15 protein-coding genes are annotated in these 22,729 nt (G+C 49.3%); 3 read left to right on the top strand and 12 right to left on the bottom strand.

Annotated elements, in window-relative coordinates:
- Positions 1-144 precede the first annotated feature (144 nt).
- The 12 genes from KWJ01_RS27305 to KWJ01_RS27250 form a co-directional block, all read right to left on the bottom strand.
- Entirely contained in the window at positions 145-867 is a 723-nt protein-coding gene (locus KWJ01_RS27305) for a phosphatase PAP2 family protein (RefSeq protein ID WP_225000312.1), read from the bottom strand.
- A gap of 152 nt (positions 868-1,019) precedes the next feature.
- On the bottom strand, positions 1,020-1,979 hold the full coding sequence (locus KWJ01_RS27300) for a bestrophin family protein (protein WP_225000311.1): 960 nt from the start codon (positions 1,977-1,979) through the stop codon (positions 1,020-1,022).
- Between the two features lie 18 nt (positions 1,980-1,997).
- Complete coding sequence (locus KWJ01_RS27295) at positions 1,998-2,135, bottom strand: hypothetical protein (RefSeq protein WP_225000310.1); 138 nt, start codon at positions 2,133-2,135, stop codon at positions 1,998-2,000.
- Positions 2,136-2,239: 104 nt separating this feature from the next.
- Complete coding sequence (locus tag KWJ01_RS27290; RefSeq protein WP_225000309.1) at positions 2,240-5,356, bottom strand: efflux RND transporter permease subunit; 3,117 nt, start codon at positions 5,354-5,356, stop codon at positions 2,240-2,242.
- Positions 5,357-6,604, bottom strand: a complete 1,248-nt coding sequence (locus KWJ01_RS27285) for an efflux RND transporter periplasmic adaptor subunit (protein WP_225000308.1) — start codon at positions 6,602-6,604, stop codon at positions 5,357-5,359.
- 36 nt (positions 6,605-6,640) lie between these two features.
- Positions 6,641-8,140 carry a TolC family protein gene (locus tag KWJ01_RS27280; RefSeq protein ID WP_225000307.1) on the bottom strand — a complete coding sequence of 500 codons (1,500 nt, stop codon included), beginning with the start codon at positions 8,138-8,140 and terminating at the stop codon, positions 6,641-6,643.
- A gap of 278 nt (positions 8,141-8,418) precedes the next feature.
- Positions 8,419-9,612: a right-handed parallel beta-helix repeat-containing protein gene (locus KWJ01_RS27275; protein WP_225000306.1), complete on the bottom strand. Its 1,194-nt coding sequence runs from the start codon at positions 9,610-9,612 to the stop codon at positions 8,419-8,421.
- 144 nt (positions 9,613-9,756) lie between these two features.
- Positions 9,757-11,946, bottom strand: a complete 2,190-nt coding sequence (locus KWJ01_RS27270) for a carboxypeptidase-like regulatory domain-containing protein (protein WP_225000305.1) — start codon at positions 11,944-11,946, stop codon at positions 9,757-9,759.
- Positions 11,947-11,959: 13 nt separating this feature from the next.
- Positions 11,960-12,799 (bottom strand): carboxypeptidase-like regulatory domain-containing protein, encoded by an 840-nt coding sequence (locus KWJ01_RS27265; RefSeq protein WP_225000304.1) that lies wholly within the window; start codon positions 12,797-12,799, stop codon positions 11,960-11,962.
- A gap of 1,296 nt (positions 12,800-14,095) precedes the next feature.
- On the bottom strand, positions 14,096-14,536 hold the full coding sequence (locus tag KWJ01_RS27260; protein ID WP_225000303.1) for a cupin domain-containing protein: 441 nt from the start codon (positions 14,534-14,536) through the stop codon (positions 14,096-14,098).
- Positions 14,537-14,692: 156 nt separating this feature from the next.
- Entirely contained in the window at positions 14,693-15,274 is a 582-nt protein-coding gene (locus KWJ01_RS27255; RefSeq protein ID WP_225000302.1) for a Crp/Fnr family transcriptional regulator, read from the bottom strand.
- 100 nt (positions 15,275-15,374) lie between these two features.
- A complete protein-coding gene (locus KWJ01_RS27250; protein ID WP_225000301.1) occupies positions 15,375-19,553 on the bottom strand; it encodes an ATP-binding protein in 4,179 nt (1,392 codons plus the stop codon).
- A 200-nt stretch (positions 19,554-19,753) separates the two neighbouring features.
- On the opposite strand from KWJ01_RS27250, the gene KWJ01_RS27245 reads away from it, so the two are divergent.
- From KWJ01_RS27245 to KWJ01_RS27235, 3 genes are all read left to right on the top strand, one after another.
- Positions 19,754-21,088 carry an NAD(P)/FAD-dependent oxidoreductase gene (locus KWJ01_RS27245; protein WP_225000300.1) on the top strand — a complete coding sequence of 445 codons (1,335 nt, stop codon included), beginning with the start codon at positions 19,754-19,756 and terminating at the stop codon, positions 21,086-21,088.
- A 470-nt stretch (positions 21,089-21,558) separates the two neighbouring features.
- Complete coding sequence (locus tag KWJ01_RS27240) at positions 21,559-21,993, top strand: hypothetical protein (protein WP_225000299.1); 435 nt, start codon at positions 21,559-21,561, stop codon at positions 21,991-21,993.
- Positions 21,994-22,054: 61 nt separating this feature from the next.
- Positions 22,055-22,642, top strand: a complete 588-nt coding sequence (locus tag KWJ01_RS27235; protein WP_225000298.1) for a cytochrome c — start codon at positions 22,055-22,057, stop codon at positions 22,640-22,642.
- The last annotated feature ends 87 nt before the right edge of the window (positions 22,643-22,729 follow it).

Genomic DNA, 22,729 nt, shown 5'->3' with positions numbered 1-22,729 from the left:
CTGTGGTGTACAAGTGCCTGTTTCACAGCATCAGATAGTTTAGCAGATGTATGCACCGAAAGAAAATTTAGTAAGGGTCTGAATCAGATACCAATATCAGTTATTAAGATATTAAGAACACAAACAGAAAACGGCCCAGCAGCATCAGGGCCCTTTTGGCTGCTCCTCTTCTTCAAGGCTCGGTGTTATTTCCTTTCGTGAGAACTTTTCCATTTTGCGCAACGACCATATACCTAACACCAGCCAGAAGAATCCGGCAGCAAAGCCCGCCATGGCATCAGAAGCATAGTGCACCCGAAGGTAAATACGACTAAAGCCTATAAGAATGATGAAGACCGACAGGAGCAGCACCAGTATGTTCCGCAGTGGCTTTTTTTCCACATGGCGCCACACCAGGTAAATGATAAGCCCGTAAAAGGATGCAGCCACCATGGTATGCCCGCTCGGAAAGCTAAGTCCCGAAGCCTCTACCAGTGGCATTACAGGCCGGGGCCTGTCGAACAGGTACTTCAGTACAAGATTTAATGTAATGCTGCCCAGGGCAATTACCGGTACTTTAAGGGAATGCCAGCGGTGCCTTCGTACAAAAAGAAAATAGCCAACCAGCAGCAAAGCCGCAGGTGTTAGAAAATTCCTGGAACCAAAGAATGTTATGCCTTCAAAAAAGCTGGTAAGTTCTGGCGATGCAATGTTTCCTGCATACGAAAAAGCTGCCTGGTCAATTCCCAGCGTGTCATCTTCCCTAACCTCGGAGCTGATGTAGAAGAATATAATAATGCATGTTAAAAAAAGCGTCCAGACAAACAGCAGCTCTATTGTAAAAAGCGCCAGGGCAGCCGCAATTTTCTTATAAAAGCTTCTAATCATTTTTTAGCTGTACCACCTGATCAGCAGAGAAATAAATTCTTGTTCCAAAATCCTGCATCATCTCACCAATGCTAATTAACACACCAAATGTGGTTCTGTTTAAATTAGTGAAACAGCAGCACAGATCGCCAGCCCAAGGGCCGGTGCATCGCTTAGAGCACCACACCCTTTCGGGTATCTTTTGCCTTAGGAAAGTTATCGTCGCCCCATTGCTCCTTCAGGTTGGTTTCAATGGTAAGGCTTAGGGCTGTTAACGGCACATCCTCCAGCCTGTTTTCGAAAGGATCTTCGCTGCGCTCGCCTACCAGGTCCAGACATAGAAACACAAAGGAGATGATGATAGATAAGGGAATGGTAGCCCAGCCTATTTCCTCCACAAATACAAAAGGGAGCAGGGAAGCATGTATAAACACAAACACCCTGGAGAAAAAGCTGTACTGCCGGGGCAGGGGTGTGTTTTTAATGCGTTCGCTCCTGCCCTGTATGTTATTGAACTCCACAAGTGTTTCCTCGAGTTTTACAAAACGAAAATCCGAAAGCCAGCCCCGCTTAAAAGCCTCCTGCAGATCCTTGCCCTGTCGCTCCAGCAGGTAGTTCGGCGGGTTATTCTTATGATGAAAAAGCTCATACTCCCGGGGCTCCAGAAAGGCTACAGTATCTGAATATTCATTGGGCTCCTCGTACACTTCTACCTGGCTTGTTTCATTGTAGTGGTGTATTTTTCGCAGAAAAACCCGCAGGGCATGCACAAAAGCAATGTGCCTCCTGATCATGCGGTTCTGCAACTCTTTTACTGCCGCTGCCTCACCCGGATCTTCAGGAATGATCATCGTGATTACCTCCCGCGCCCATGCCCGGCTGTAATTTACCAGGAGGCCCCAGATCTTTCGCGCCTCCCACCACCTGTCGTAGGCATTGTTGTTTTTAAAACCCAGAAAGATGGCCAGGGCAGTACTCAAAGCTGTAATGGTACTAAATGGCAGGTGCAGGATGATGATCTCAAAGTGATCGTGCAACAGGAACACAATGATGGAAAGTATGGTGTAGTAGAGCAAGTGTTTCCAGGTGTAGTGGAAAATAATGCTCCACTTTAAGTTTCTTCTGACAAGCATAAAGGGTTAGCAATAATTCTACTGTAAAATCTGAATCCGATTAATATGTTTGAACATCATATTGTTTTCTTCTACAGCCCTGCGGCAGATCTTTTCCTGCAGGGGCTCCACTGCAAACTGCGCTTCCCGATCCAGGCCTGCCGCTAAGTCATTCATAGTTAATGATATAGTACATTTCACCAAAACCATCGGTTAGAAGCTTGATTGCTCTTTTATACAGAAAGAATATAGGCAGCTGTTTATAACCCAAAGATGGAAAATCAAGTTTTGCTGCCTTTTACCAGCGACCTGATATCCTCCAGAATCATGTAGAGACAGGGAACCAGCAAGAGTATGATGGCGGTAGAAAAGATAATACCAAACCCAAGCGATATGGCCATTGGAATCAGGTTGTTGGCCTGGGGAGAAGTTTCCAGTATGATGGGGGTGAGGCCTCCAAAGGTGGTTAAGGTGGTTAAGATAATAGGCCTGAAACGCCGAACGCCCGACTCGTGAATCGATTCTAAAACAGATCCATCTGAGCGTCGTCTCCGGTTGGCATAATCGATCATGATCAGGGAATCGTTTACAACCACTCCTGATAATGCAATTACACCCATCAGGCTCACCAGGGATAGGTCGTAGCCCAGCAGGATGTGCCCGATTACAGCGCCTACCAGGCCAAATGGAATGGCAATCATTACAATAAGAGGCTGCAGGTAGTTGTTAAAAGCAATGGCCAGCAGGGCATACATTACCAGCATGGCCAGTGTAAAGCCACCCCAGAGCGATTGGGTAGATTCCCGCATCTCGGCTTGGCTGCCCTCAAAGCTCCAGGTTATGCCGGGATAGTCGGCCCTAAGCTGGGGAAGCACCTCTCTTTGCAGGGACTCCAGCACCTGTGTAACTGTATTGGCCGGTTCCACATCCATGCCCACGGTAACTACCCGGCGCCCGTTGCGGCGGTTTATGGAAGTAAAGGCTTCGCGCTCGTTTACCGTAACCACATCCAGCAGCGGAACTTCCACTCCCCCGGGGGTACGGATTACAAAGTCTTCCAGGTTGTAGAGGTCTTTCCGCTCCTCGAGCGGCAGCTTTACCCGCACTTCTACCTCGTTGTTTCCACGCAGCTGCCGCATGGCCAGCGCTCCGAAAAAGGCATTCCTGATCTGCTGCCCCACAGCGGTAGGGGTAAGGCCAAGATTACGGCCCTCGGGCAGTAGCTCAAAATCGAACTGCAGCTTGCCCTTGTTGTAGTTATCGTTTACATCCCGGGTGTTTTCAAAGGCTTCCACCCGCTCCAGAAAAGCCTGGCTGGCCTTTTCCAGCACCTCAATATCGGAGTGGCTCAGGTCAACGCTGATATCCTGCTGGTAACCTCCGGGGCCACGCTCTGCTTCAAAAGTAATCTGATCCACCCCTTCTATTTGCCCGATCTCATCCCGCCAGAGGCTAATTACCTCACGGGCCGACATATCGCGCTCGTCGGGTGGTTTCATCACAATCTCCACATCAATAATATTCTGGCCCCGCACATTTGTTTTTACCCCCTCGGCCACCTCAAACAGGTTATGTTTTTCAAACATCTGCAGCGTTGATTCTGTAATCTCAGTGGCTACCTTTGCCGCCTGTTCCGGGGTAGTGCTCACTGGCAGGGTAACGCCTGCTTCTATTTCATCGGCAGCTACTTCAGGCATCATAATAATACCCATGTGATCGCTGTAGCCATAGCCGCCCACCACCACCAGCAGCGTAACGGCAGCACTAAGGGTAATGTAGCGGTTTTGCAAACCTCTTTTTAGCAGGGGCCTGTAGTAATGGTCTACAAACTTCTGAAAGTGTTTTGAAAAAGCCTCCTGCCACTGCTCCAGCTTTTTAGCCACTTTAGAAGATTTTTTATCTGAACTGTGCCCCAGGTGCGCCGGCAAAATAAACAGGGCCTCGAACAGCGAAATGGAAAGTACTATGATTACAACCGCCGGTAGGGGCCACCAGAACTTACCCGTCTCGCCCGGAATAAACAACAGCGGCACAAAGGCAATAATATTGGTAAGAATGCTGAACACAACAGGCCGGGAAATGTCTTTAGCACCTGTGATAGCCGCCTCCAGAAAGCCTTTACCCTGCTGCCGGTATTCGTAAATGTTTTCGCCTACCACCACGGCATCGTCTACCACAATACCCAGCACCACCAGCAGGCCAAACATCGAGATCATATTAATGCTGAGGCCAAACAGGGGTAAAAACAGTATGCTGCCTACAAAAGCAATGGCCATACCCATCATTACCCAAAAGGCCAGCTTGTATTCCAGGAAAAGGGCCAGTATCAGCAAAACAATCACAACGGCCATTAGCCCGTTTTCGGCCAGCAGGTACAGGCGCTCCCGGTAATCTTCGGCAGTGTTGCTGTCAATGCGGTATTGCACACCCGGCGGCAGCGAAGCCTCAAACTCCTGCAGGATCTCCTGCACAGCAGCGGCAATCTCCAGGGGCGACTGGTCTCCGATCCGGTATATATTCAGCTCTATGGAAGGTTGCTGGTTAAACTGGCCATGAAGACCTTCTTCGGCAAAACCATCGGTAATGGAGGCCAGCTCTGCCAGCTTTACCGTGGCCCCAGATCCGGTGGTAATAACATCAATATTACCGAACTCTTCTGCCCACTGCTTGCGCTCCTTCATCCGCAGCAAAATTTCGCCGGTATTGGTTTGAACGGCCCCGCCGGGAATATCTTCGCTCGACTGGCGGATGATTTCCGCTACCTGGTTCAGGGTGAGGTTGTACTCCCGCAGCCGGTGCCGGGGAATTTCAATGTGGGTAACATATTCCGGTACATTACCAAGCTCTACCTGTGTAATGGCTTCGTTGTTCAGCAGGCGGTCGCGCAGCTGCTCTCCTAACTTTCTTAGCGTCCAGATATCAACATTACCGTAAAGGCCAACCTCTATTACACTACGCTGCCGCGCCTGCAACCGCACCTCCGGCTGTTCAATTTCATCGGGAAAGGTGCGTATCCTGGCGATGGCCTGGTCAATATCCTGGAAGGCTTTCATGCGCTCTGTTCCGGCCACCAGTTCTATCTCTACTGTTCCGGAGCCTTCGTAAGCGGTGGAGACAACTTCTTTAATGCCCTGCACCCCCCTGACAGCTTCCTCTACCGGCAACAGAATGCCCACCTCCACCTCTGCGGGTGCCGCTCCTGGATATACCACACTTACTTCTACAATATCGAGCTGAAACTGTGGGTATACCTCTTTCTGAATATTGTACATCGACCAGGCACCACCACCAATCAGGATGATCATCAGCAAATTAGCAACAAGCGGATTGCGTGCCATGTAGGCAATAGGACCGCTGTACTGCTTCTCCTGATTGTTATGTGAGTCCTTCTCCTGCATTTAGCGTGTACCTCCCATAGTTTGTGCTCCCTGCCGGCGCTGCCCTGCTGCAGTAGCTGCTGTATCCCCTCCGCCAGCGGCAGAGTCCGGATTGTTTCTGCGAAGTTCGGCACCCTCGGCAACGGTAGTGAGGTTGGTGGTTACCACCTGGTCGTTCTCCTGCAGGCCCTTGCTGATGTAGGCATATTCCGCATCGCTTAGTACAATATCAACTTCGCGGATGCTTAGCTTTTCATCTTCCATTACCCACACCGTTTCGTCCTGCCGCACCCAATCGCGGTTAAGCCGTACAACATCTTTTATTTCTGTGCCTTTGATGCTGGCCTCCACAAAGGAGTTAATCATCAGGGGAGGCAGTCCTTCGGATTCCTCCTGGTAAGCGAGCGGATCGGGAACCGCCACCAGCAGGCGCGCCATCCGGGTCTGATCCTCCAGTGCTCCTACCAGCTTATAAAGGTAGCCGGTGCGATATTCTCCTTCCTGCCAGGCTTTGCGGTCCCTGATCGTAACCTCCGACCCCCGCTCGCCTTCCTTATCGGGAAAAGTGAGCCAGCGCAGTTTGGAGAGCGGTACGTTTACCACTACCCAGTATACATCGCGCCCTACCAGGCGGCCAAGATCGTCGCCGGGTGCCACCTGTGAGCCTACGTTTGCATTACGGCTTAAAATATGGGCATCGAAGGGAGCTCTTATGGTACTTCGCTCCAGCTGCAGCTTTGCCTGTTCTACCGCTGCCCGGGCAGCTTCAACCCTTGCTTTCACTGCATTGAGCTGGGGCTCCCGCAGTACCAGCTCACGGTTCTCTTCTGTAATATTTTCGTCGATCAGCTCAAAGTCCCTGCGGGCTACATTCTGCCGCCCCTGCTCAATTTCCAGATCGGCCATGGCCTGGCTCAAATCGCTCCTCCGCAACTCAAGGGTATTTCTGAAATCTGCAGGGTCGATCTGTAGCAGTACCTCCCCTTTTTTTACAAAGCCGCCGGGCACAAAAGCATCTGAGCGGCTTATGATTTCACCACTCACGCGGGGGCTAAGCACAATATCTGCTGAAGGCTGCACGCTACCCGTTGCCACAATAAGCGGCTGATAGCTTCCCTGCTCCACCATTTCAACATCTACCAGCATGGCAGACTGCCTGCTGGCTCCTTCACGGCTGGCCGAAGGTTCAGTAAAAAAAATATAGGCTAAAACCGCTCCTCCTGCCAGCAGAATTGCCAGGCAGATAAGCAGTGTTTTCTTTTTATTCATGTAATCAAAAGCTGATCCGGCTGAATCATATTTAAGCTACTCATCTAAGTACCCTCCATCATCTATCTCCCGCTGGGTTTCGAACCCACCCGCCAGGGCACGGTACAGGGCAATCCGATACTCCAGCAGGTTTAGCCTTGCCGTTATCAGGTTGCGCCGCAGCAGCTGCTCCTGGTTAAGAGCGGTAAGAACAGCCAGGTACTCACTCATGCCATTCAGGTACTCTATCCGCAGTTGCTCAGAGGCCTGTTCGGCAAAGCCGAGCTGTTCCTCCAAAACCTGTATTCCCTCAAGTTGTTTCTGCTCCTGTACCAGGGCATCCTCCACTTCGCGAAAAGCAACCAGCACGGTTTGCCCCCATTCGTAAAGGCGCTGATTTTTCACCGCCTTTGTACGGTCTACTTCTGCCCGCAGCCTTCCTCCATAAAAAAGGGGGGCAGCCAGGTTGGCGGCAAGGGAGTAGGCCCAGTCCTGAAATAAATCCTCTGCATTGTTTGCCCGTACAGAAGCCGAACCACTGATCGCAAACCTGGGATACTGATCGCTGATTGCTGCGGCCACTTCCCGATCGGCCGCCTGTAAAAGTTTAAAAGCCAGTTGTACATCTGGCCGCCGCCGCACAAGCTCAGCCGGCACACCAGTTTCGGGCAGGGGCGGCGGTGCAGGAAGGCTATCGGCCTTGTAGTTGAGTGGTGCCTGGGGCGGGAGGCCTAAGAGTACTGCTAACTGATGCTCCAGCAGCTGTATCCTGGATTCGGTAAAGACTTTTTGCTCCCGGGTTGAGGCAATTAGCTGCCTTTGCCGAAGCATATCAACAGCCCTGATCTGCCCAATGCCAAAGCGAGCCCTGATGAGCCCCAGGATCTTTTCATTGGTTTCAATCTGCTCCTCTACCAGCGCCAGCTGTTGCCAGGCTGCCATAAGCTGGTACCAGGTGCGTGTAATTTCTGCAGAAAGCGAAACTGCCGCTGCCTGGTAATCGAGCAGGGATGCTTCTGCCCTGAAACGTTCAGCAGCAACCCTGGAGCTGATCCGGCCCCAGAGGTCTGCCTCGTAAACGGAAGACAGCCCGAAGCGCAGGTTTTCGCCACCCACAAAGTTTGGCTGCGGATAGCTTGTTCCCACCTGCAAAGAAGCTTCAACATCGGGCCATAAGTAAGATCTCTCCCGCTCAACAACGGCTTGTGCCGCCTGAAACCTGTGCCAGGTAGTCATCAGGTTAAAGTTCGAATCTAGTGCCTGCCCCACCAGTGCATCCAACTGCTGATCGTTAAAATTGGTCCACCATGCTGCAGGTGTTTCCCCATTGCCAGAAAGGGTAAAGGCTGCCGGGGGCTCCAGCGGCAAAGTGGTTTTAGAGGTCTTTGGGGTGCAGGCACAAAATATGATGAATATAAGTAGCGGAACAAGCCTATAAGCGGCATCAAAAGCCCTGGTAACAATGGCACAAGCAGAGCCTGCAAAGGCACTGTTCTTAGCTACCTTAGTCCAGGCCCTTTTCCCTGTTGGGGTAAACGCTTCTATGCTGTTATCCAAGATTAAAGTTTTTGTCTGATCAATTCCCTGATGATTAACCTTTGCATGCCGAATGATGTTTAGCGGTGCTTTAGTACTTGACACTTGCCGGTTGTTTCGGGATTTAGCTTTTCAGGCCTGAAGCATTAATGTTCCGGCATATTTTTGCAACCCGTCAATGGATCAGGAAACCTGATGTCCATGATTCTGTGCAGCAACACACAATAAAAAGCCCTAACCTTTGAAAGATTAGGGCTCTATATGCTGTCTTAAAACGGTTAAGCTACAGTGGGGTAGTCTTAGTCTTTATAGACGTTACCGGCGGGATTGGCCTCGAAGAGGTTTACCTGTTCAAAGTCATTATTGAGCACAGCAGAGCTTCTGTAGTAGATGCCATAGCCCCCGCTGTTGGAAATCTTGCTGCTTCGGATGGTGAGTTTGCTGGAGGTGGTCACATAGATGTTGGCTTTAACACCATAGCTGATGGCGCTGCCGCCATTCTCTACCACCGCATGCTCGAGCAGGTTAGCATTGGCAGTAAAGATGCTGATGCCTCTCCATGCTCCCGCCTGTTTGCTAACGCTGGTGAAAGTTACCTTCTTTTCTGCAGTACCGGCTGCATGTATGTAAGCGCCTGGTCTGTCTGCCACTTCTATGTACTGATCATCTGCCATTTCTATAACAGCACCAGCCATTACCTTCCAGCCTGTTCTTACAGATAAAGGTCCGCTGCTAAAGCGGTAATGGTAGCCCGGCCACACCACCTCGCCTGTTCCCTCTACAGTGCCACCAAATACTTCTATGCCTCCTTTGGCATTATCAGAAAAATGGGAAGCAGCATCAAGGTTTTGCACCTGGCTGGCTGTCATATATAATCCTGCTGCTGCATGGTGGGTAAATTTATTGCTGGCAAAGCCGCTGAACTGCGTATTGCTGCCCACATAGATGCCATAGCCTGCGTTGTGGTGCAGCTCACTGTTCCTGATGCTAAGCTTGGCCGGGCTTCCGCTTGCACCAAAAAGGCCTATGGCTGCTTTTATCCCATCAAACAGCACAGCACTTCCGGCATGGGCAATCTCTACATAATCTAAAGTGCTGGCTTCGTTGCTGGAGTAGATGATCAGACCTTTCCAGAAGCCTGCGCTCTGGGTTTTGCCCCGGAAAATAATCTTTTTATTCTGCTGACCAACAGCAGAAAGATAGCCTGGTTCATGTACTTCTATCTTTTTACCCTCTGCTACCTCTACCACTACGCCTGGTTTGATGGTGAGGATGGCTTCAATTTTTATATCTGCACTTACGCGGTAATCTGGCGTAGCAGGATCTGTAAAGATATCCTCTAAAGTAGTATTGGTGCTGATGTTGCCCAGCTCCTGGGTTTCTTTTGGTGGCTCAGGTGTCGGGATTGGCTGTGGATCGCCTGAATCGTCTGTACAGCCTGTAATAACCAGTGCAGCAAGGGCTGCCACAATAGAAAAGTGTTTGAGTTTCATGATTTTGAACTAAGAAAAATGATTATGATTTGTAAAATTCGGATTTAGAAATGCAGTAAGCAGTTTAGGAGCGCAACAGCGCCTGGCAGAGAAGGAAGCAGCTGTTGATGAAAGTTTAACTGCCGGCATGAGTGCCATCAGGGATTACATACAAAAGCCACCGCATGCGCCACTCAGATCATTGAACCTGATCACGGAAAACTTGCCCTCTTTGATGGTAACAGGATTACCACTTTGGCTCATAAAGGTGCCGGAGAAGGTTCCTTCCACCAGCCCTCCCACCGCATCATAGCGGGTAACCCTCACATCCAGATCTGTACCCTCCATGCTTAAACCAGCAAAATAATGAACTGAATTATTCCCTGTCTTAAGGGTGATCCGTGCTCCTGTTGTACCACTCTTTTCCGCCTCTCCGAGGGCGTTACCCAGGAAAGTTATTGCCACCTCCTGGTTGCCGGAAACATCATGGATTGTTAGCGTGGAAACAGCAGCATCCCTGTTATAGTAAATAAAGCTGTTAGGATAAGGGCTCAGGCTGATTACTTTTGTTGTGTTGGCATAGCCATCTCCATCAATAACAAAGCTGTTGACTCCTGTTTCTGTAGTGGTTTCACACATATTCAGGGGGCCTGCACTAGCGCCTCCGCTAGCCGGAGCCTGGAAGCCAGTAGTTCCTGTTTTATCCTCATGCGTAATGGTGATGGTGCCTGCAGTGGTAGCCGGAACTAAAACTTCATAGGTGCCAGAGGCATCGGTAGTAGTACTGGCAGAGCCTCCTGCCCACGCTGCCTCAACAGTTGCATTGGCAATGGGCGCATTGTGGCAATGCACAATGCCCGCTACCGCAACAAGCTCAGGACCTGACAGATCAATAATGCCCAGGTCTACAGTTTCTCCGGCTGCTGCTGTTGAAAATGTTTTTGTAACGTTTAACCCGGATTCTGTAATCACCTGCAAAGTGTAGGTGGCATTGGCAGCAAGATAGTTAGCAGTGAAAGATGCGTCGGCGTCTGCTACTTTTACTGGAAAAGCATATTTGATCAGACTTAAATGACCACCGCCGTTTACCACCTTCATGCTAAGATATTTCACTTTATCACCCTGTTTGGTTTTAAATTTACCCGATGCAATGGATGGGCAGGGATCGGGCTTAATGGTGCCTACATCATATACCTGCCCGGGGGCCAGTGGCGGTACAGGTACCAACACCCAACGAAACTTTTCATTTGGTGTAGTAAGGGGCGGAATGGTCAGGGGAGGCGCTACCATCACCATCAGGGGCATACCTGCAGGAACTCTCTTTTCAAAACCTATTTGTTCGGCACCCGGACCATCGTTATCAATCTCAATACCGTTGCTGAGATCGTTGGTGGACTGGCCTACGTATATATCACCCTGATTGAGTGCTTCACCTCTACAATCTACCACCCTGCCGATAATGGTTGCAAACTCCTTGGGATCATCGCAGTTCCAGTCGGTAAAATGCTTTACGGTTCCTATATACTTGTCGCCCTGGCGGGTGGCAGATCCTTCTTCCTGCCAGACTCCCTCCTCTTCATCGAAATACCATAGCGGAATTGTTTGAGGAGCGGTAGTCAGCTGGCTTTCAGGAATTGCTACTGTGAGGGTAGAGGGTTTTCCTGCTGCCAGCTGCAGCTTTTCTCCATCGCTGCCGGTGAGCAGCACCCGTAAGATGCCGTAAGAATAGAGGATGGTGCTGCTTTCGTCTGTTCTGCGGGCCATCATGTCTCCACCTGCTACAACAGCACCAAAGCCTGCTGCGGAGGGATCCTGGTAAAGCACACTCATATTAACCTCCCCTTCATACACATCGCCAGACTCTGTCACCAGTCCGCTTGTAGGAATTTCCACCTTAGATCCATTGGCTAAGGTTGCCGTACCGCCAGCCATTGCATCAATCGTGTGGGTGGTGGTGGCGCGCTGCAAATAAACGTTTACCCTGGTCTCCTTTTCCTTACGGGGCACTTCGGCGCGTACGCTGGTAAAATATCCCTCTTTCCCGGCGCTGATCACACAGCGGTTGCCAGGCACCTGAACGTCCTGCAGCCTGAATGAGCCTTCGGCATCGGTGGTGGCAGTTTCGCCATGTGCCGTTACCCTAACGCCGGAGAGCGGATTTCCCTCTTCGTCAAGCACAAGGCCGCTAAGGGTAGTTGTAACACTGGGAGCCGGGCTAAGCGGATCCTCTACCACCACCGGGCCTGCTACATCTCCATCATCGTCGGTACAGCCGTTAAGAGCTGTGAAAAAGGCCAGCACATACAGGCAAATTAAGCACTTGCGGAGGATGCTTGTTATTGAAATAGACTTCATTTGTAGTCAGGAATTATGGCTGATGCATGAAAAAGGGGTGATCATTACTGGAGAGCAGGCCGTTCTCATAGTCGCCACTGCTGCCCAGGCTGGGCGGAAAGTAAAAGCTCTCTATGGCAGGCTTATGGCCGCTATAGGCACTGGTACCCAACAACACCTCTTTGGTAGCTCCATTGAACTTACTTTCTGCTGTAATGCGGTACTCGCACTGGGCTATATCGTGAATCCAGTAGTTGTACTCTCCTTCTTCTATGGTAAAAGATTTTTTAATGACTTCAGGCGCACTCCCATCCAATAAGGTGGCACCTGCTACAGGCGTTAGGGTTACTGTTACTACTGTACCGGAAGGCATCTGAACAGCATCAGGTCCTAAGTTGGTGAAGAGCAGTGTGCCCCCAAAATAACCAGATCCTGAACGCTCGCTCCTGGGGCGGTCGGGTATAGGACCGGAAAGCTGCCACCTGAAGTTCTTAACGGCCCCTTCCTTTCCCGGGCTAAAGGCATTATAGTCGGCAGCGGCAGGCATGCCCATGCGCAGGTGGTAGGTTTTGCCCTTGTAGCTTACTTCTTTCCAGGCATAGATCTTCCAGCCACCTATCTCCAGTTTGGGCAGGGTGTATTTGCCATTGGCATCGGTAGTTACCTCTGCAGAGCCATAGAGGGCGTCGTTATCTGCCCTTACTTTTACGCCGGCCATTGGGTTGCCTTTTGTATCTACTACAGTGCCTGTTACTGCATAAGGTACTTCAGTACCAGCATCGGGTGCTGGGGTTTCTTCCTCCTCCAGGCAGGAAAATAAGATGAAACAGTAGGATGCAATGAGCAGCACCACTTTGAAAGATGGTGTAGTCATGATTGATATTAGTGTTAAATATTTATGCTATCTGTAAGGCCAGTCTTATGTATGCTTATGACCTCTTTTGTCTCTAAAAAACCATTTTGTTAACCGCTACTGAAGCTGTATTGGCAGAGCAAAGGTGGCACAGGCGTTCCTGCCTGGAAACACATCTGCATGCCAGGTGCCAATTGTCCTAGTTAAAGTGTAGTAAACAAGTTCTGAACCGAATAGCAGAATCAGCTATACCTGATCCCTTTCACAGCGCCTAAAAATCAAATCTGCAGCTTTGCTCAACTAACAAGTTCTGCAGTTAACAGCCATACTTGCCTGTTGTTACACAGCCGATCCTTCATGCCTTCCTCCACTGCTTATGCTGCAAAAGTAAAGAACACTGGCCTGTAAGAGTTTGCAGATCTTGCTGCTGTGTACATTTTGCAGACTAATGCTTCTGTTCGCCCTCTGTTTTTTTCAATGCACAAAGTAAGGCAGATTTGGTGTCAGAATAATTGATCAAAATCAAGATTTGCTTTGCAAGCTATAATCCTGCCTCCGAAGCCTTACTGCCGGGCATTAGTATTTGCAAAAGGTTTCCATGTTCTGTTCGTTCCTTTAAATATTGATGTGCCTTGTCTTTTTACAGCCTGCAATGCAGCAATCAAGCTGCACTGTACTTATCATCTGTAACAGATTATATAAGCAAAATTAGAATAGTGCATGCATGCATACTTGTATGAAAGCGACTTACTCCAATCACTTAATATTTTTAAGAGTTATCAAACAGGCCAGTAGCTTACCCCAACCCGCACAGCACAAAGATAAAAGGCTTATGCTGTGGATTTTCACTATTTAGACCAATGCCGGCTACTAATCGTCAGCAGGCACATTTCTACAGATTAATCTTATTTTATCGACCAATGACTTTCATCGTTAAACTTTCGGCCCCGGTTGCTATTCTTGGTTATTGCTCCAGTTGTAGCAATTATTGAAATTAACAGCAACTCTATTTCCGTCTGAATGCTTAGCAAATGTACAGTGGCAGAAGGGCCTTTGTCTAACCCGCCTGTTACACTGTATAACACTCCTGTAACATCTGAAAAATAGTACGTAACCCTGCCTGAGGCACAATAACAGCCAGGTAACAGACCCTGCCACGCCTGTAACATGGCAGGGTTCCTTACCCTTCAAGATGTAAATCAGGATAGAAATACAGGGGAAAATGAGGAGTTGCCGTTAGTGGAATGTGAGCTGCTGTAGTGAATGCGCAGCGCGTAAAAACTTTCCCTGACGTTCAGAAAACTTAGCACTCCAGTTTCAGCCAAGCACCACCTCATGCCTGGCTGCAACAGTTTTAAGTGTGTCTGTGCCTGGGGCTGCCTGTTGTAATGATTCGCTTAGTTCCCGCAGAAAGTTCTCGTGCCCCCCGGGGGTAAGCGTTACCAGGAGCTTTCCCTGCCTGGTGCCGGCGTTTTTAAAATTATGCCGCAGGCCCCGCGGAATGGTAACCGTATCACCGGCAGTACAATGGTGAACTTCATGGCCCAGGAGCACATCAAACTTACCTGTTACCACATAGATGATTTTATCTTCCCCGCTGCAAATGTGTGGTGGAGATCCTGCACCAGGCGCTACTGTTTGCTCCAATACTGAAATTAAACCACCGCTGGCGGCTGCACTTTGTTTAACAGTAATTTTCAGGCCCATCATGGAGAAAGTATCTCCCTGCTTTGCTTTGATAATATTTGAGTTTTTCATGTTTGTAAAAGCTTTTCCTTCGTCCGCTGCCGAAGTACATTTGAAAAATAGAAGCCCTGCGGAGCTTTTCTTTTCTGTACAAAAAAGTTTCTGTTGCGCTTTACAAACTTAGCAGCAGGCAAGGCTGCTTTTCATTAACAAAAGTTAAGAAATACTTTAGCAGGCAATTCTTTTTCTGATGCGGCTAAGGCTCACAGGCGTAATGCCGATCATGGAGGCTATGTGGTGCTGCGGAACACGCATGAACAGCTGGGGCTGGTTCTTGATCAGGTATTGGTAGCGCTCCATTGGCGTAAAGCTAAGGAAGAAGCGAATGATCAGCTCCTGGTCGGCCATAATGCTCTCCGCAATAGTACTGCGCAGCTGGTAAAAGCATGGTTGTTGCCGAAGCAAGCTCATATAGGTATCAAAGTTTAAAGTTCGAATGTGGCAGTCTTCGAAGGCTTCAAACACCTGCTGGTTAATTGTCTTGAACATCATACTGATGCATGGCCCGGTAAAGCCTCCCTCAAAAAAGAAAGAGGCAGTAACTTCTTTACTTTCCAGGTAATAGAGCATCCTTACACATCCTTTTTCAACGAAAAATACTTCGCTGGCTACCTTACCTGCAGGGGCAATGGTTTCTCCCTTACGAAACTTTTTAAGGGGCATGGCCCGGGCAAAGTCCTCTAAAAGTACCGCACTTACCCCTGAATTTAATTCTGTAAGCTTCTGTAGCAGGAAGTCTGGTGTATCCATAGAATTTAAAAGCAGAGTTTTAACAGATAGATTTCATTATGGGTGTAGCAGCAAACAGCTAACTGAATATATTCTATTACTAAAGTTAAGACTGGCGCTGCTACATAGGGGCAGCTTTTCGGGAAGCATACTCATTTGGTAAAGTACCAAACTCTTCGCGGAAGCATTTAGAGAAGTAGGAGAGGTTGTTAAAGCCTACCTGGTAAGCAATTTCAGCAACGTTACCTGCCCGGGCCTGCAGCAATTGTGCGGCTTGTTTCAGGCGCATCATGCGTACAAAATCGCTGGGGGCCTGCCCTGTAAGGGCTTTTAGCTTGCGGTGCAGATGCACCCTGCTTAGGCCTGCCTCACGGCTAAATTCTTCTATGCTGAATTCAGAATCGGTCATGCGCGCTTCCACAATCTGCATCATGCGGCGCAGGAATTTCTCATCGGCAGAGGCTATTTGCAGCTGGGTAGGCTCCAGGCGTAGCACACGGCTAAAGTGCTCACGCAATTTGCGGCGGTTTTCCAGCAGGTTCTGGATACGTACATGAAACTCCCGGGCATCAAAAGGCTTGGTGAGGTACTCATCGGCACCGTTTTCCAATCCCTGTAGTTTGGCATCGGTAGTGGCCAGGGCTGTAAGCATGATCAGTGGTATGTGGCTGGTGCGCTCATCTCCTTTAAGCTGCTGGCACAGGGCCAGGCCGTCCATTTCGGGCATCATCCAGTCGCTGATGATTAAATCAGGCACCACCTCCAGCGCTTTGGCTAGCCCCTGGGCGCCGTTTACACACTCCAGCACCCGGTAGCTACCCTCCAGCTGGCGCTTTATATAGTTGCGAAGGTCTACATTATCTTCCACCACCAGCACCAGGGGCTGTTCTTCCTGCCCTGTAGCAGCTACTGATGCCAGTGCTTCTTGCTGCTCTGCCTGCTGCGCCGGTAGCGTGAGCATCTGGTAAGCCAGGGCACTGGCCGAATGCCCGTCTGCACCTGGTGCTATACCAGCAGTTGCGGGAATGTAAGGCAGCTGCACCATAAAACAGCTTCCTTCTCCCGCCCTGCTTTCCACACTTATATGACCCTGGTGCAGCTCTACCAGTTCTTTGGTAAGGGCCAGGCCAATGCCTGTACCCTGGGCATCTGCATAATACTGTTTACCCTGGTAAAAGCGGTTAAACACATGCATCAGCTGATCTGCCGGAATTCCCGGGCCACTATCCTGCAGGCTAATCTGTACCAGCGATGACTGCTGCTGGCCATGAGCGGGCAGCAGCTTTACCTCCAGCACCACTGTGCCCTGTGCCGGGGTAAACTTAAAGGCATTGGAAAGCAGGTTGTACAGTATTTTCTCAACCTTATCGACATCGTACATGCACAGGAGCGGATCTTCCGGAAGCCGGAGCTGAAAATTGATTTGCTGTGCAGTGGCCAGTGACGAAAAGGAGGCAAAAATAAGCCTGATCAGCTGCTGTAAATCGCCATTCTGCAGCTCCAGCTGCATATTACCCGATTCCACTTTGGAAAGATCCAGCAGCTGGTTAATGAGCTGCAGCAGCCGCCTGGCATTCCGTGACATTACGTTCAGATCGGAAACAGCCACCGGTACCTGCGTTTGCTCCGGACTGCGTTCGGTAGCAGCCAACTTATCGAGCAGGTTATTGAGGATAAGGCTAAGCGGCGTGCGAAACTCATGCGAGATATTGGCAAAAAATCGGGACTTCACCCCATCCAGCTCCTTTAGCTTTTCTGCCTGCTGCGCCAGGGCTTCTGATTGCTCACTCAATGCTCTGTTTTTCTGTGCCAGCTCAGTAGTACGCTGCGCTACCAGGCTTTCCAGGGCCATTTTCTCGGCCCGCAGCTGCGAGGAACGCCAGCGGACCAAGATCCACACCCCACCCAAAAAGAGCAGCACATACAGCACATACATATAGCCTGCGCGGTACCAGGGTGGCAAAATAGTAAAAGCATAGGCAACAGGTTCTCCTATCTCGCCCTGTGCACTTAGTGCCCGGGCATGCAGGGTATAGGTACCTTCGGGTATGCGGGTGTACTCCTTAAAGCGCTCACTGCTCCAGGCAGACCAGCCTTCGTCGTAGCCCTCCAGCCAATACTGGAACTTATTTTCATCGGCGCCATTGTAGCTGGGTGCAGCAAATTCAAAACCTAAGGAATTATTTTCAAAAGGGAAAACAGCTGCAGCCTTGCTTTGAGGAAAGACTACAGAATTGCCCGACAACACCACGCGCTCCAGCAGCGTGGGGAAGGGATGTTTTTCTACTTTAGCGCCCGACTGCTCAAAACGCACCAGGCCGTCTACCCCTGCATACCAGACTGTTCCATCGTTCTGCTGCTGGTACATAAAGCGTTTGAAAGGATCGGTTATGCCACTGAAATCATACGTGCTTAAAGTATAGGCACCACCTGCCTGTTTGGCGGCTAAGGCTAATTTCCAGCGCTGATCTTCCTTATTCTTGGTCCACAGCCAAAGCTGCTGCTCCTTATTATACTCCATGGCCGGATGTGCCAGCTGACCAGCTAAACCAAGCTGCTCTGCAAAGTTGGAGATAGGCTCAAACCGATTAAGCTCTTCCCGGAATCGGAATAGTTTATAATTCACCTCACCTGCCTGGGCAATAAGCTGCTCACCCATCCTATACAACCTGAGGGTGCCGGCAGGTATTCCCTGCTTTTCGCCAAAACGTTCTACCGTGGCCTGTGTGAAAAAGTCCTGATCAGCATGAGCACCCTGTGCACTAGGAAAGCGCAGCCGAACAAGGCCTGAATGTATCGGTAACCATAGGTCGCCCTCAGGCATCTGCAGTATCTGTGTCAGATCTTCTTCTTCCAGCCCTGCTATGCTGCCTTGGTACTGCCAGGCTTCGCCCTTACGCTTAAAAGTATGGAGCCCCTTGCCCGCTGCATATACTAAAGAAGTATCAAGAATGCTGGGCTCTGCGTCTCTGCAATAGTTGTTCCAGGGATGATCAGAGATTTTCAGTGATGTTATGTTGCCGCCCCGCCATTCAAACAGCCCTTCTTCGCTTGCCAAAAACAAGGATGTTCCTAAAGATTGAATATTCCATATACTGGCCCCAAAACCGGCTACTTTTTTGAAGGTGGCTGATACACCAAAGGGTGCCTTTTCTTCCAAAACAAACAGACCATCCGTAGTGCCTGCATAAAGCCGGCCCTCATGCAATTGCACAGCGTAGGTTTGCCGCTGCAGGCCATTTTGTTCATTGAAATAGGAGAAGGGGGCATTGAGCCTAAGCCGGCTTAAGCCTTTTTCTGAACTTACCCACAAGCCTCCCTGCTTATCGGTACTTAGCAGATAAACAGTGTTGGTAGGCAGTCCGCTTTCTTTGTTAATAATGCGTTTAATGTTGAGCTGCTGATCAGCAATTACCACACCGCCCCTTAATGTTGCCAGGGCAATGTTGCCATCTGGCAGAACAGTGCCGCTAAACAGCCAGTTGTTTAGCAGAAAAGAGACTGCAGCGCCATTAACAGGAGCTGTTTGCCTGCCATCGAACTGGTATAGCCCACCGCTGTTGGTAGTCAGCAGCCAGCGGTCAGGAGAAAGCGGCATCAGAAACTGCGGGATTTCAGCAGAAAATGCCTTGTCGTTGGAGAAAAGCTCCAGCTTATCGTTTTGTAATACGAACAGCCCTTTGTTTGGCTGGTGCACATAGAGCTTCTGGTTAATATGGTAAACACCGCCAAAAGCTTCATCTGCTTTCCAAACCTTAAACTGATCCTGGTGCCAGCGCATCAGGTAGTGGTTGGTCTTGAAGTAAACACCATCGGGCGTAACAATGGTGGCCCAGACAATACCGATGGCGCCAACCTCTTTTGGTAAGTGGGGCAGCAGCGAAACAAACCTTTTTTTACCACTACTATCTGTCTCCAGATAGCCCAGGTTATCAGAAGCCCCAAGGTAAATACGGTCAGAGGAAGCTTCCAGGCATAGTGACCATACCATATCCTTACCTGGCACTTCTACAAACTGCCAGCTACTGCCATTGTACAGCAGCACGCCCCCCTGGCTTGCAATGTACATCACGCCCTCTTTGCCCTGAATGATAGAGGTATGCTCAAAGTGTGGTGTGAGGTGGAGGTACTCTTTTGGGTTGAAATTCTGAATGATGGGCAAACCCCTGAAATGCTCTGCAGCATTAGCGGCAGCAGCCAGGCCTGGCTGGCTGACAGCTACTCCGGGAATCCCCAGCAGTAAGAGCAGGAGCACTACATTCCTCCAGATTTTATTAACCGATGGCTTTTCAGGCAACATATTTGCAATTGGAATATACAAGTTAGCTAAAATGGAGGCTGTAGAAGCAGAAGGGCAAAGAAATTTTTCAATTATCTATTCATATAGTTACAAATATGCCGGTTAATACCTACCCTGCCCCGGAAAACATGTAGGCAAAGGCCTGCGTACAGGTAAACAGCTTTAAATCTTTCAATTCAACAAACCTACTTCTGCCTTTAATGGGAAACTATGCCAAAATCGCAAACACCGGTAAACAGCGTGTTGTAATCATAGGCGGTGGATTTGCTGGTGTAGAACTGGCAAAATCACTGCAGGATGCCGATCTGCAGGTAGTATTAATTGACAAGCAAAACTATCACACCTTTCAGCCCCTCCTGTACCAGGTTGCCACCGCCGGCCTGGAGGCAGATTCAATTATCCACCCCTTCCGGAAGATATTCCTGAAACAAAAGAACTTCTACTTCCGACTGGCAGAAGTAGAGCGGGTAGATACAGCCCTGCAGGTGGTGGAAACATCCATTGGCCTTATCAAATACGATTACCTGATGATTGCCACAGGGGCTACCTCAAACTTTTTTGGCGACCCCCAGATGGAAAAGCATGCCATTGCCATGAAAAGCATTGACGATGCACTGGAAATAAGAAACACCATCTTGTACAACTTTGAAAAGTCGCTGCAGCTGGATGATGAAGAACAGCGCAACAGCCTGATGGACTATGTGATTGTGGGAGGAGGGCCAACCGGCGTAGAGCTGGCGGGGGCTTTAAGCGAGCTGCGCAAACATGTTTTTCCCAAAGATTACAGTGAGCTCGACTTCAGGGAAATGGACATACACCTGATACAGAGCGGCCCCCTGCTGCTGAAGGGTATGTCGGCAGAGGCCTCTGCCAAGGCGCTTGAGTACCTGGAGCGCTTTGGTGTAAAGGTGTGGCTGAACAAGAGGGTAAAGTCATACGATGGCTATACCGTTCTCCTGGACTCCGGAGAGAAGATCATTACACGTACCCTATTCTGGGCTGCAGGGGTAACGGGCGCTCCCATAGCCGGCATCAGGCCAGAAAGTGTTTTGCGTGGCAACAGGCTGCAGGTAGATGTATTTAACCGTGTTGTTGGGTATAGTAATGTTTTTGCCATTGGAGACATTGCTGCCATGGTAACAGAAGAAAACCCACAGGGCCACCCCATGCTGGCGCAGCCCGCTTTGCAGCAGGGAAAGCTTTTAGGCAAAAATCTGATGCGCTTAAGAGCCGGAGAAGCCTTATTGCCATTCGACTATAACGATAATGGCGCCATGGCTACCATAGGCCGTAACCATGCAGTTGCAGACCTGAAGCTCTTTAAAAAGGAGTACAAATCGCAGGGCTTTTTTGCCTGGTTTATATGGATGTTCGTACACCTGGTTTCCATTGTAGGTTTCAGGAACAAGCTGGAGGTTATGGTAGACTGGGTGTGGGCGTATTTTACCTATGATACCGGCAACCGGCTTATAGTAGGGAAAAAGCACCTCAACCATCCGGTTGAAAAGACTATTATCAGCAAAACAGTAGAGTGATTTTTCCAGGAGCAATTCACTTCATTCAAAACCAACGTACTAACAGTAAGACGGGTGCTGGCTTGGCTGCCAGCACCTTTTTTATCTACTACTCATCTTCCGGAGGGCAACAATCGAACTTCTTTTGCCGATACGCACATAAACATCGGCTTTGGATTAGCTAAGCCAGGCCCGTACCATTTTTAAAAGCTATTCCTAAACGCTAAACGCTATCCGCTATAGCGGAATTTCATACTTGTGTTACCCCTGCGGCACAAAATGTAACCACAGTGTTATCCCCCCAATTCCTTAGTGAAAGCTGATTTTTGAAGGTTACCACAGTAGTAAACAGTGTAACCCGGGTGTTAGACAAGCCGCAGCATCCCTGGGTACCTTTGCCTTGTGCGCTGGGAAAAAAAGTCTACTGCCCTACATCCCTAACAGCATACTAACAAAAAATTTTAACCAATACACTAAACCCCTTACTCATCATGCAACTGAAATTACTTTTTTCAAAATGGACCCAGGTAGCAGCGTTACTCCTGATTGGAGGCGCTGTGGCCTGGACAATTAAGCTGGGTGTTATCATTGCCACCAATGGCCGCATTATAGATACCGGTGCAGCAGCACTGTTTATGAAAGTTGGTCTGCTGTTGCTGCTTATTGGTTCCACAGGCATCGGAAACCAGCTGAGCCTTAACCGCACACTTATGTTACGCATAGCTGCCATCATCTTTTCACCTGTTGTTGCAGCTGGCTTGTTTCTTCTGTTTGCCATGATCACAAAGCCTTTACTAAACCCCCTATTAAACAACAGTGGTGTATGGTATGCACAGCAGGAGGCTCCTATTGCACTTGCAGTTGTATTTTTCCTTTCTATGGGGTGCCTGCTTTACAGAAGCTACAAGCCCTTAGCCAGTAACTAAAACCAGCCATAGAAAAAGTAACCCTGATCATATCTTCTTCTTACCTAAAAATCAATCTAATATGCTTCGTAAAATATTAAAATGGACAGGCCTTGCTGTGCTGTGCATAATTGTAGGTGTAGCAGTTGCTACTATGCTTCGCCAAAACCTCACCTATGATGCTCCCTACCCAGCCATCCAGGCATCAACCGATCCGGCTGTAATTGAAAAGGGAAAACATCTTACCCTTGTAACAAAAGGCTGCGTTCATTGCCACAGTCCTGCTGAAAACGTGGAGGCAATGCTTGCAAAGGGTGAAGAGCCTTCCCTGGCCGGGGGTAAAAAAATTGATACTCCCTTTGGTGTATTCTTTATACCCAACATAACTCCGGATGCCAAAACCGGTATAGGAAGCATGACGGACGCAGAAATTGCACGTGTACTTCGTTACGGAGTAAAAAGTAACGGAGAAGCAGTGCTGCCTTTTATGCAGGGACTGGATATGAGTGACGAAGATATGACCGCCGTTATCTCCTACCTGCGATCGCTAAAGCCAGTGGAAAATAAAATGCCTGAAAGTGAGTTCAGCCTGATTGGAAGGGTTGCAAAAGCCTTTGTGGTAAAACCTTCTATTCCAGCAACAGCCGCGGCAAGTGTTACAAAACACTAAAAGCAAAAATGCCAAAGGGCAGGCTGGGCATGCTTGATATGTTTACATTGATGCCAGGTCTGAAAACCGGCGTACATTTGACTCTAA

Origin of the sequence: Cesiribacter sp. SM1 (genome assembly GCF_020178975.1) — a bacterium.
In the GTDB taxonomy this organism is placed as follows: domain Bacteria; phylum Bacteroidota; class Bacteroidia; order Cytophagales; family Cyclobacteriaceae; genus Cesiribacter.
Note: the sequence above shows the minus strand (reverse complement) of the source record. Positions and strands in the feature narration are given on the sequence as shown.